Source organism: Flavobacterium ranwuense (genome assembly GCF_004349315.1).
GTDB lineage: Bacteria > Bacteroidota > Bacteroidia > Flavobacteriales > Flavobacteriaceae > Flavobacterium > Flavobacterium ranwuense.
This window is the reverse complement of sequence record NZ_SMLH01000001.1, coordinates 973,059-986,102: the sequence shown is the minus strand read 5'-3', so window position 1 is coordinate 986,102 and position 13,044 is coordinate 973,059. Positions and strand designations below refer to the sequence as shown.

Here is a 13,044-nt window from a genome sequence, read left to right as displayed (position 1 = left end):
TTTATAAAAGTTTAGAAAGGATATTGATGCTATCCGGTAATCGCCCCACATTTTGCAGTTTTAAAGCGGCTAATTTTAAAGCGATATCCAAACATTCATTAATTGATTTTCCTTTTATATAAGCAAATAAAAATCCAGACCAAAAAGCATCACCTGCACCAGTGGAGTCCATAACTTTGTCAATTTTTATTGCTGGCATTTGTATTACTTCTTTCCCTTTTTGAGATAATTTCACTCCTTTGCTACCTAAAGTTAAGCAAACAGTATCTACTCCTTGATGGTGAAAAAAATCAAATATCTCTTCATGAGGAAGTTCCTTCTCAAAAAGACGCAGCATATCATCTTCACTAATTTTTATTAACGGATTGAATTGACAATAGGTTTTGATTACTTTAAAAGCCTTCTTTTGACTTTTCCAAAGTTTTCTTGCATAGTTAAGATCGATACTTAGCTTACATCCTAAATCGTGTGCTTCTTGTGCTTTCTTTAAGATGGTTTTCTGTGCAGGATTTTTACTTAATGCGAAACAGGTGGTATGAAATATCTTTGTACGAGATAGTATTTCCCTTGAAATTTGTTCTTCATCAATACAACAATCTGCTGAACGATACGGAATAAAATCCGGGGTACCCTCGGATCTTGAAACAAAAATCACACTAGTAGATTTATTCTCCAGAACCTTAAGATGGTTTGTATTCACTCCCACACTCGTTAATCGTTCCGTAATATAGGACCCAAAACCATCGTCTCCTACAGTTGCAACCATAATAGTATTCAAACCCAATCGCGTTGAATTCATAGCAACATTAGTAGGTGAACCTCCTAAATACCTATGATAATCTCTAGTTTCATTAATGAGCACTCCTTCTTGATGTCCAATAAAATCTACAAGAACTTCACCAACACAAAGGATGTCTATTTCATCCATATTATTATTTATTCTATTATTCACTTAATTTTGTCTTTTTAATTTTAATTAATAAGGTGCAGAAAGCAGCAATCACTAACAAAACTCCTGCAAAACTTATCGCTAATCGAGGGTCATTATGTAAGAAGTTTTTTAAAATATAACCAAATGACAGGTTTTGAATAATCATTGGGATTACAATCATCATATTAATAATACCCATGTAGACGCCATAGCGCTCTTTTGAAATAACAGCAACAACCATCAAGTAAGGAATTCCCATCATACTTGCCCAGGCAATTCCATAACCAATAATTACTGCAAAAAATACATATTGATTTTGCACCATTGGAAAACATAAAAGAGAAACCGCTCCTAATAAAAGACAGACGAAATGTATCATCTTAGCACCATGTTTTTTGGCTAGTTTGGCCAAATAGAAGGCTATTGAAAAAGTAACAATAAATCCAAATGCACCAATCAACCCATTCCATTCCACTGCTTTTTCATATCCTACTGTATTCTTTGGCGTTACATTCCAAACGGACAAAGCAATACTTTTTGAATTGTTTTGCCAATAACACATCATGGCATACCATTGAAACAAATAGACCAAAAATAGTTGCCACATAACCGTTGGCATTTCTAAAACCGCTCTATAAATATCTATAAAAGGAGAAAAAACATTTAATGGTTCTGCTTTTAAAATTGCTAATTCTGCTTCAGTTGGTGGAATTTCTGTTGTTTTTTTCATACTCCACCAAATGGAAGTTATCGAAAGAACTGCGCCTAAAAAAAACGAAGCATAAATCCAAGTTGGTAATGCTCCTGTATAACCCACAAAAACAAGCGGAAATAGAAAAAGAGAAATATAGGCCAGAAACTGTCCAAAACCAGTAAAAAAACTTTGAGCCTGAAAACCTATTGGCTGCTGTTCTTCGTCTAGCGTGTCAGCAATAAAAGCACGATATGGTTCCATAGCGGTATTGTTACCAACATCTAAAATCCAAAGCAAACCTGCAGCCATCCATAATGAACTACTAAATGGGAACAGAAATAAAGCAATACTACAAACTATTGCTCCAATAAAAAAGTAAGGTTTACGCCTTCCCCATCTTGGATGCCAAGTTTTATCACTCATCGCTCCAATTATGGGTTGAATTAACAATCCAGTTAAGGGTCCTGCAAGATTTAATATAGGAATTTGATCTGGACTTGCATGCAAAAAATCATAAATAGGATTTACGGCACTTTGCTGTAAGCCGAAGCTATACTGTATCCCAAAAAAACCAACATTCATATTGATTATCTGCCAAAATTTTAATTTTACTTTTAAGCTCATTCTGGGTGGTTAATTCGTTAATTATTTCTAAAATTAATTTTAATATTACCAATTGTATACAGAATATAAACAAAAACGTTTTCGGAAGACCCGAAAACGTTTTCGATAAATTTAAAACTGCTAAAAAAAAACATCTTTTTATTCTGAAGCAAAAGGGATGATTATTTTAGTTTCCCATTGTAGCTCTTCTCCTCCATTAAAAGGATTTGAAAGAAAATGTTCTAATGGTTTATTCTCTAATTTATAATCCTTCTTCTTGGCATAATCCAACAACGCAAACCAAGCTCTGTCAGAAGTTCTGAAATTCCCGTAATAAGTAGCTTTCAATCCTTTGATGGCTGATAATTTCTTGAATTTCACAACTTCATTTTCAATAACTTTTGTGTTTTTATCAATTGGAAAACAATAATTAAAATCGATGGTCTCTTTATCTAAATCCCATTTTGTAATTTCTACATACGGTTTTCCAATAATTTCTATTTTGTTTTTCAATAGAAATCCGGTAATGCTCGCATCATTTGCAATCATATGTTGTGCTTTTTCCTGTAAAACACTTTTTAAATTGATGTATGCTACAAATGTTTCTTCTGAAGAACCTTTCCCATCAATTTTGACTTTAAAATTTTTCAAATGATCGCTTAATCCTTGCTTAAAATCAGTTATTTTTCTGATTTGTTCTTGTTTAAATTCAGTATTAAAAAATGGTACCGTTAGTTTATTGTACAAACTGCAATTCAAATCTTTGATTCCAACGCTAACAGTTGTCACTGAGTCATTAGTTGATTTAATGCTCCAAGTATATTCCATTTGAACATTTCCTTTTTTCATCTCTTGTTTGATAAAGTCAAAGTTTCTCTTTTCCAAAATGACATAATGTTCTTTATCTTTTAACAATTGAGCCGCTGTCCATTCCTGAATTCCCTGAAAAACGGTTCCTGTGGCTGTTTTTACTTTAAACGATATACAATAATCTGTTTCCTTTATGAACAGGTACCAAACTAAAAGCAACGCTAAAAAAGCACTGAAACCTATTATAATTTTTTTTTTGACTGTCATTACTATTTAATCATCTTTAATTTTACAACAATAAAATCTCCTATATTCTCGCCAAGCGTAATCCCGTTTACAATTGCGGCTTTATAATGAATTCCTCCATAAAGACGGCTCATCGCCGCTTCTTTGGCGGCAGCATCAAAAGAGGCAAATTTCCTTTTTGGCAATCCAAATTGCAATTCAGTATCATCGGTGTAGGCAAAATTATCACCAAAAACAGATGTCAAAATAGAAGAAGAGCACATTGAAACCACTGAATGCCCACTTGTGTATTCGGGAAAAGGAGGCGTCTGCAACAAAGGTTTCCAGTTTTCATCAATATTCTGATTGATTACTGTTTCCGGACGCACCACATTGCTCTTAAACTTTTCATCCCAACAGCTGATAAATCCTTCAAAAATCCCTATTGAAGTTTTCGTATAAGCAAAAACTGTTTTAGCAAAATCTGCTTTCGATTTTTTGCTTGCAATTTTCACAATTCCCATCCAGTGCCCTCCAGGGGTAATCTTCTTTTTTGCAAACATCATGTGCCCCTGACTTACGGAAACATACGGATTACAATCCCAAAACTGAGCAATTTTAATTTCCTCTGAATTATCTCCTTTTTTAACCATCTCTTTACTGATATCATACACTTCTTGTACTTCTTTAAAAAAAGGTGATTTTTTATCTAAAGAAAAAGGGAATGCCGGTATGGGTTTAAACTGTGATGCCGAGTCAAGAACCATCGTTCTGATTTCGCCCCAATGCGGTTCTATGGCATCCATATAGGCTGGCGGAGTAGGCTGCCATCTTCCAGGTTGACTGGCATGCACAGAAAATTTAGACATGGTTCGGGTTTGTTTGTAATTGTCTTTTCCCATCCATTTCTTGATTCGCTCAGCCACCTTTAGTCCGTATTCTTTAGAAACCTCAAACTCTTCTTCATTTTCATCGCTCCATTTCTGATACAAACTATCTCTAAACGTCTCCACTATTTCTTCTGAAAAAACCAATTGTTTGCTTAATTCCATATGCGCAATCAGCGCTGCTACTGGTTGATTTACGCCTATTTTAGGATCTAACTTTGGTATAGAATCCAATCCATTCAATTGCTTTTGAAGACTCACATAGATTTTGCTGTTTTGTGCCATAACTTCATAAGCCGCTATATTTGGATAGACAAAAATTCTACTGGCAACGGGTGGCGAAAAAATATCATGAATCATAATTTGAGTCACATTATCTATTGCCGCATGATAATCATCTGTAGTAACTACGATAGACTTATTCTTATTACACGAAATAAAAAGAAGGCAAATCACCGCAATACTTATAATTTTCGTTTTCATTTTTAATTAATTTGTATGTTATTTTTAATCTATTATTGCTTTATTGAGGGCATTTCATACAACTCCGCTTCTTTATTATTTATGGTAATCAACAAATATTTTTTACCCTTGAAATTAATAACATTTAAGTGTCTGACTGCCTTTTGGGTCAAATTAATCCCAATTTGATTTCCTAAAAATATTGTTTTTTCATTTTTAATTAAAGCTCCGGAGAAACCGTCAAATCTACTGTGATAAGGAGAAACCCCAAAATAATTTCCTGCTGCAAAAACTTCCTCTTTCGAATCTGAATCAAAATTAGATTTCACAAAACTCGTAATTGGTGCCACTTGCATTTTATTTGAAAAAGGCACAAAAGTGAATTTTCCTTTGTCATTTCTTAAATACCCCGATTTCAAATTGTGCACTTCATATAATTTTGCTTTTTCGAGCATCTTTGGATCAAAAATCTCTTCCAGTGTTTTTCCAGCAAATGATTTGTAAGTGTGGAATTTCTTTTTTACCATTCCACTGAATTGTTCTGCTAATTCGTCCAGTCCCAATGTGGTGTAATAATTCCCTTTTTTCTCTATTGCTACAATAGTTTCAAAAGTTTCATTTTTATCAAAATCATCATAGTACATTTTCATCGGAAACTCCTGTGAAGCTTTGAATTTTGAATTCAATCCCCAATTACCAACCAAATAGTCTTGATCACCATCCGTATCAATATCAAAGGGAATAATTGATTGATATAAACCATTTAATTTTTCGGGCAAAATGGTAGCTGTAACTTCCTTAAACTTACCATTAATATTCGCAAAAAAAGTAGGCTTCATCCATTCCCCAACCACAATTAAATCTATTTTTCCGTCTTTATTAAAATCTGAAAAAACAGCATCCGTAACCATTCCTATTGCTTCAAATGTTTTATTCTGCACAATAGTAAATGTTCCTTTATTATTATTTAACAAATAACAATCCGGCGAACTACCAAAGCGATTATATTCAGAATTATTGCCAATAAAAAAGTCTAAATCTCCATCGTTATCATAATCAAAAGTCTTTACAACTGATGCATTTTGGCGTAATACCGGAAAATTAGAATTTATTAATTGGTTGCCAATATACAAACGGTCTTGCAAATTTTGAGCATTTTCGCCATTACCCGAAACAACAAACAAATCATTTATTTTATCGGAATTAAAATCTCCAATTACAGCTGATACATCTTCAAAAACAGAATCTTTTTCTATTGATTCATACGTTTTTTTAGAAAAACCGTTAGCATTTTGAATATAAATTTGAGAGGCTTTCCCTTTAGCACCACCAAAGAAAATATCTTCTTTCCCATCTCCGTTCAAATCCCCTATCGCAGTTGCAGGACCTCTATCAGAACGTTGATAAGGAATTAATTTTTGAGCTGTAAAATCGATAAAATCATTTTCTTGGTGTTTAAAATCAATTCCTAAATTAGTAGGTACCTTTTTGAAAACAGGCATAACTACAGGGTGTAATTTATTGTAATCAAAAAGCTTTCTGCTGCTATTTGGTTTTATTGTCAATGTTTGATTGGTAGTCACATTCTTCAATGTTTGATAGGTTTTGTCCGGCCAAATAACCACTAACGAATCTATTTTACGTATTTTTCCGTAGCCAAAATGTATAACAGGCTCCGACGAAGATTGAAATCCTCTGGTAGTTTGTAGTTCTTTAAATTGTTTTTTGCCTTTAGAATACGAAATTATCTTGGTTCCAATACCAAAAGTATTCTTCCCAGTAAACTTTAATTTCAATTTTAAATAATTAGAAGTTTTATCCGTTGTGTTTATATAAACTGATGCTACACTATTTAAATTATTCGTAATTACGTCTAAATCTCCATCATTATCAATATCAGCATACCCGCTTCCGTTAGAAATTATAGAGTCATTTTCAATCCAATCGTTCGATCTGTTTTTAAACATTAAATCTTTAGAACCTTGAAAAACATAATTAGACACATTGCCTTTTGGCATTTTCTTCAACGCTTCTTTATCCAACAATTTAGTTGTACTAATTTTGGTCTTTATTTGATCGTTTGAATAATATTTAACGTAATCCAAATCATTGGGACGTTTTGGAATTCCGTTAGAAACGAATATATCCTGCTCGCCATCTTGATCATAATCGCCAAATAAAGTACTCCAACTCCAATCAGTAGCTGCAACACCACTCAACAAAGCAACTTCTGTAAAATGATTTCCGCCTTGATTCAATTGCAACATATTTCTGGTGTACTGATAATGATACCCTAATTTTTCGGTACGGAATTTCAACATTTGCACGTTGTCATCCCCCAATGAGGATTTCAAAACTTTTTCGTCTTCAGGTAGCATATCCAAAGTCATAATATCAGGAAATCCGTCATGATTGACATCCGCAACATCAACACCCATTGAGAATCTACTGGTATGCCCAAAATATTGTTTTAAACTTTCTGTAAAAGTACCATCACCGTTGTTCAGATAGTAATAATCATCTTCATGAAAATCATTCCCAACATAAATATCAGGATAGCCATCTAAATTAAAATCGGAAACCGCTAATCCTAAACCATAGCCATTGGCACCGCCAAAAATTCCAGCCTGTTCACTTACATCAACAAATTTTCCATTATCATTTTGGAATAACTTATCCCCACACTCATAGCTTCTTTTATTTCTGACATCGGCATTACCAAAAGATGCTTCAGAGTGAACCGCATGATTCAATAAATACATATCTAAATCCCCATCCAAATCATAATCTAAGAAAGCTGCTGAAGAACTGTAGTTATCAAGATCTAATCCATATTCAGCCGCGCTTTCGGAAAACGTATTGTCCTTATTATTAATAAACAATTCATTTTGACCTTCAAAACCGTTAATCCCAACTACGGCACAAACATAAATATCTAAATACCCATCTCCATTTACATCAGCCATTACGGTTCCTGTATTCCAATCACTTTGACTCTCTACACCTGCTTTTACTGAAATGTCTTCAAATTTATTTTTCCCTTTATTTAAATATAATTTATTTTTTCCTTGATTAGAAGTAAAATAAATATCTACCAAACCATCATTATTGATATCTCCTAACGCAACACCACCTCCGTTATAATAGTAGAGATAATCTAAAATAGAGATATTCTTGGAGGGATCCAGCTGATTATTGAAAGTAATATTACTTTTTTCCGAAGATAGTTTTTCAAATAATTGATCTTGTTTCTTGGAACAACTAACAATTAGCAATGAAGCCAGCCCTATTCTAAAAAAATTATTCATGGCTTTTAAATATTTTAGGAGTATCGTCATTTACAACCGCTATTATGGAAATTGTGTTGTTCTTATTTTTTATTGTTTCAACATGTTTGACCTCGCCTTTGATAAAAAATCCTGATTTATTGTAAGGCAGCCATGAAAAAACACCTTTTCTGGAACCTAAAAGGACACTTCCATAATTAGCATCTAATCTTGAAAATTGTGGTTTGAATTCATATTGATTTCCACCCAAAATCAGATCCAAAATCCCATCTTTATTCACATCTAATGGGCAAATCGTGTTTACACCCGAAAACTGAACTTCTTTTGGTAATACTTTCACATCAAATTTTCCATTTCCTTTATTAAAAGCAACTACACTCTCCTGAATAGTAACCGTTTTTTGTATGGAATTACCAACTACATCTTGAGCAAACAAATCCTGAAATGATTTTTTAGAATAATCTGCATAACTCAAATTTTTCTTCTTGATAGAAGGAATCTGTTTGGCTAATTCCTGTTTTAAATGAATTGGGATGTCTTTATTAGCTATAGAACGGGTTGCGATTTGCTCAATAGTACCGTTATTATCAAAATCATTTATAAACAATCGCATCGGATTAGTACTTGATGCTTTATATGGAGTGTTAGTTCCTTTGTTTCCAAGCACTAAATCTTTTTTGCCATCATTATTCAAATCCACACAGCTGATTGCATTCCAAAAACCTTTATAATCCGTAAGATTAGATTTATAATCCGCTAAACGTCTGCCTGTATTTTTGAATATTCTTGGCGACATCCAATCTCCCACAACAATCAAGTCTTTTTTACCGTCATTATCAATATCTTCCCAAGCAGCATCCGTAATCATCCCTACTTCATTCAATTTGAACGCTTTCTTATCGGTTACATTAGTGAAATTTCCTTTACCATCATTTTCTAATAACAATTGTTTTGGATCAATTCCATAAACACCGGGTACGCTTCGGCTTCCGATGAACACATCAATATCTCCATCCGCATCAAAATCATTTGAAGCAATTACCGAAACGTTATTGTTGGTTGTAGGAATATTGATTTTGCTTTTGACAAAACCACCTTTTCCGTTATTCAAATACAAACGATTCTTATAATTGGACTGGTCTGCTTTTTCGTTTCCACCAGAACCAACTAGTAAATCTTGGTCTCCATCGTTATCAGCATCAAAAAAATGAGCCGCAGTATCTTCATAACTGGCATCGCTGTCTAAATCTTTTTGACTGGTACTTGTATAATTTTCGTTTCCATTATTCAAATAGATTTTCCCACTTTGCCCTTTGGCTCCACCTATAAAAACATCCTCATTCCCGTCACCGTTTATATCTGCAACAGCAAGTGATGGGCCTTCTTGTGAGAGTTCTTTTGATATCAGACCTTCATAATCAAAATCTATGTAATCATTTTCTTTGTGTACTGAAAATTGATTTTTATTTTCCGAAAGCAATACTTTAGATTTCTCTTTTTTTGGTGCAAAATTTGATTTTGCGTCTGCAATATTTAAATTGAGCGTAGAGTTATTTTTTATTTTTTTAATCGTTTGAAATTTACCGTTTGGCCAAATTACCTGCAAAGAATCTATTTTTTTAATTCCAATTCCAAAAGTCATCACATAATCAATTGAAGATTGAAAACCTCTAGAAGGAATTAACTCTTGTCTTAAAATTTCTTTACCTGAAAATAATTGAACAACACTTCCTACTCCAAATTTATTCTGGTTGTCTCCTTTTAATTTTACTTTTACATAATGGTTATTCTTATTTTTCTCAGAATTGTTGCGATACACAAAGGCTTCCATATTGACATTATTGACAATCAGATCTAAATCCCCATCATTATCTAAATCCCCATAAGCGGCACCATTTGAAAAACTGGGTGTATCCAATCCCCACTTTTGGGCTTCATTAGTAAAGGTTAGATTTTTGTTATTTTTAAAAGCATAATTTGGTATTGGTGTACTTGGCATTTTATTAATAATCGTTTCTATTTCTTCCTTTTTGCCCGTAACAATCATTTTTTGCATAAATTCATTCGCAAAAAAATCAACAAAGTCTTGATTAGTCAAGTCGTTATAAATTCCATTACACACATAAATATCTTTATAACCGTCATTATCCATATCAAACATCAAAGCGCCCCAACTCCAATCCGTTTTAGCCACGCCCGCATAATTTGCTATTTCAAGAAATTGATTATTCCCATTATTAAGCTGTAAAGTATTTTGCATGTATTGATTGAAAAAATCTAAATTTATTTTTCTAAGATATAAATCATAGTTTTCAAAATTTGTGGTAGTTTTCAAACGTTCATCGTGCTCCGGTAACATATCCGTTACAAATATATCTGCCTTCCCGTCGTTATTTATGTCGGCCATATCAGCCCCCATAGAAGATTGACTGATGTGTGATGCCCATCCTTGAATTTGTTCGGTAAAAGTGCCATTTTTATTATTTATATATAAATAATCTCTTTCGTAAAAGTCATTTGAAATATAAATGTCTGGATATAAATCACCATTTACATCTCCAACAGTTACTCCAAGTCCAAACCCTATAAGACTTCCATAAATACCGGCTTCTTGGCTTACATCGCTAAATTTTCCGTTATCATTACGCAGTAGTTTATCACCACCACCTTTTAGAATATCAGGGACATCCCAATCTTTATCTCTTAATGTTCTTTTGTTAGAATAGTTCAGGCTACTAACCGGAATAAAACTATTGTTAAGTATGTAACAATCTAAATCACCATCTTTATCATAATCAAAAAAAGCGGCGTGTGTCGTGATACCAGTATCCGCAAGATTGTATTGTTCCGCTTTATCTGTAAATGTCAAGTTACCGTTATTAATAAAAAGTTGGCTTTTTCTTGTTGAGTTAATATTATTCCCTGCGTTACAAACATAAATATCGAGTAATCCATCCCCATTTATATCCACCATTACAACACCCGTTGACCATGATTTGTTTCCTTCGATACCCGCTTTTTTAGAAATATCTTCGAATTTAAAATTCCCCTTATTTAAGTACAGTTTGTTGGCTCCAAGATTTGAAGTAAAATATACATCAGAAAGCCCGTCATTGTTAACATCCCCAATTGCAACACCTCCGCCATTATAAAAATTTCTGTATTTGAATATATTCATATCCGTACCATTCTTGACTTCATTTACAAAATCAATTCCGGTATTTGAAGGGTCTAATTTGGAGAATAAACCATCTTTATTTTCTAGGTTTTCTTTGGAACAATTAGTGAAAAAAAAGAGAAAAGGGAAAAACAAAATAATACGGTTAAACATATTTAAAATACTATTTGATTAGGTAATTAGAGGATGCCAATTTATGTAATATTCACTGTATAAAAAAATAAATAAACCAATAAAGCGAATAGTAGTACGTTAAAAAAAAAATTAAACTACTAATTAAAAGAAATAAGAAAAGGTTTATATGTTCTGACTATTACTCATTTAAAAATATATTTATTCGTCAATAAATGGTACCCAAATAAAAACAGACTTGTATAAAAAAATAAAGAGGGTACTAAATACCCTCTTTATAACTAACTCAAAAAATAATTAATAGTAAATAAATCTTAGTAACCAGGATTTTGTTTCAAATTAGCATTAAATAATGCGTCTGCTGGAATAGGGAACAGTACATATCTGTTATCAGAAACGTAAGGTTTCAGTTCTCTTGCAGCCAAGAATTTACCGAACCGAATCATATCATTTCTTCTCCAACCTTCATACCATAATTCTTTACCTCTATCAAGATAAATAGCCTCTAATGTAGTTGGAATAGTCCCTGGTACATTAGTTCTAGAAACTAACAGTCCAAGTTTTACAACATCATTGGTTCCAGTTCCTCCTCTTAGAATTGCTTCAGCTTTCATTAATAACGCATCCGAATAACGCATGAATTCATAATCGTTTTCTGGAGTACCTAAATTAGCAGCATCCGGAATATATTTTTGACTTCTAATTCCTGCAGTCTCTAAAGTAGCACCACTTGTAATTAATGTTAAAGCAGCAGTAAATACTAATGGATGAGCATTTCTATCTTGCAATGGAGTTACACCACCTGGTTTGTACATTTGACCAATTTGAAATCCTACATTGTTACCAAAAGACGTAATAATTGCTGGATCAGAATTTTTAATACGTCTGTCATTAGGATTAAACTTATTATAATATTCAGCTACAGTAGCAAAACCATTCCATCCATCAGGAGTTTGATTGTAATGCATACTCATCCTCCATCTTGACTGAATACCTCCACCCTGTCCACCTCTTAAATTCTTAGAGGAAAACAATATTTCAGGAGAGGTATTGTTATCCGGTTTAAAATTATCCCAATAATCTGTTGCCAAAGAACTATTTATTGCATTAACATAAGTTACTACTTTAGTCATATCAGCAGCGTCAAAAACATAAGGTCCTGCTGGATTTGCTGCATTAAAGACTCCTTTGTTTAAGTACATTTTAGCCAATAAGAAATTAGCAGCATCTTTGTTTGCGATACTTGCATCACCAGCTACACGAGCTGGTAAAGCACCAACAATAGCTTCTAACTCACTTATAACAAAAGTAGTTGCTTCTTGTCTTGTCCATACTTTTGGATCTGCTTCTAATGAAGAACCAGCTTCTCTATATGGTGCCTGACCAAACAAATCAACTACATTATAATAGTAAAACGCTCTTAAAAAACGCGCCTGAACAACCTCTGAAGCCGTACCGTTTTCTACAACTAAATTACAATTATAAACATTTGATAATAAAGAGTTCCACGCACCTCTAACTTCATTGTGATCTGGCGCCCATGTATGTGTATGGATTTGCCTCCATGTTGCATTGTCATCCCAGTCACCTCCACGAGTAGGCCCCACTAAAGCATCCGTAGACATCTCATCTAAAGCAAACATTTGACCTTGACCTTGGAATTCTCTTAAACCTTCGTAAGCTTTTGTCAATAGAGATGCACTGTTAACGGTTCCACCTGCTGAATTACCAATAACTACACCATCTAATACTTCCTCCTCTAGATTGGTACAACTTACTGCTAGTACAATTGTACCAACGAATAAGATGCTCTTAATAATATTATTATTTTTCAT

7 protein-coding genes are annotated in these 13,044 nt (G+C 33.3%); all 7 read right to left on the bottom strand.

Annotated elements, in window-relative coordinates; all coding sequences use genetic code 11:
- Position 1 precedes the first annotated feature (1 nt).
- The 7 genes from E0I61_RS04255 to E0I61_RS04225 all read right to left on the bottom strand — a co-directional run bounded on the left by E0I61_RS04255 (position 2) and on the right by E0I61_RS04225 (position 13,044).
- On the bottom strand, positions 2 to 928 hold the full coding sequence (locus tag E0I61_RS04255) for a carbohydrate kinase family protein (RefSeq protein WP_131991579.1): 927 nt from the start codon (positions 926 to 928) through the stop codon (positions 2 to 4).
- Between the two features lie 16 nt (positions 929 to 944).
- Entirely contained in the window at positions 945 to 2,249 is a 1,305-nt protein-coding gene (locus E0I61_RS04250; protein ID WP_132069607.1) for an MFS transporter, read from the bottom strand.
- A gap of 138 nt (positions 2,250 to 2,387) precedes the next feature.
- Positions 2,388 to 3,305 (bottom strand): hypothetical protein, encoded by a 918-nt coding sequence (locus E0I61_RS04245; protein ID WP_132069605.1) that lies wholly within the window; start codon positions 3,303 to 3,305, stop codon positions 2,388 to 2,390.
- A gap of 2 nt (positions 3,306 to 3,307) precedes the next feature.
- A complete protein-coding gene (locus E0I61_RS04240) occupies positions 3,308 to 4,633 on the bottom strand; it encodes a vanadium-dependent haloperoxidase (RefSeq protein ID WP_132069603.1) in 1,326 nt (441 codons plus the stop codon).
- A gap of 32 nt (positions 4,634 to 4,665) precedes the next feature.
- A complete protein-coding gene (locus E0I61_RS04235; RefSeq protein WP_132069601.1) occupies positions 4,666 to 7,920 on the bottom strand; it encodes a VCBS repeat-containing protein in 3,255 nt (1,084 codons plus the stop codon).
- Positions 7,913 to 11,230: a VCBS repeat-containing protein gene (locus tag E0I61_RS04230; RefSeq protein WP_132069599.1), complete on the bottom strand. Its 3,318-nt coding sequence runs from the start codon at positions 11,228 to 11,230 to the stop codon at positions 7,913 to 7,915. The genes E0I61_RS04235 and E0I61_RS04230 overlap by 8 nt, the downstream gene beginning before the upstream one ends.
- A gap of 293 nt (positions 11,231 to 11,523) precedes the next feature.
- Positions 11,524 to 13,044, bottom strand: a complete 1,521-nt coding sequence (locus tag E0I61_RS04225; RefSeq protein WP_131990273.1) for a RagB/SusD family nutrient uptake outer membrane protein — start codon at positions 13,042 to 13,044, stop codon at positions 11,524 to 11,526.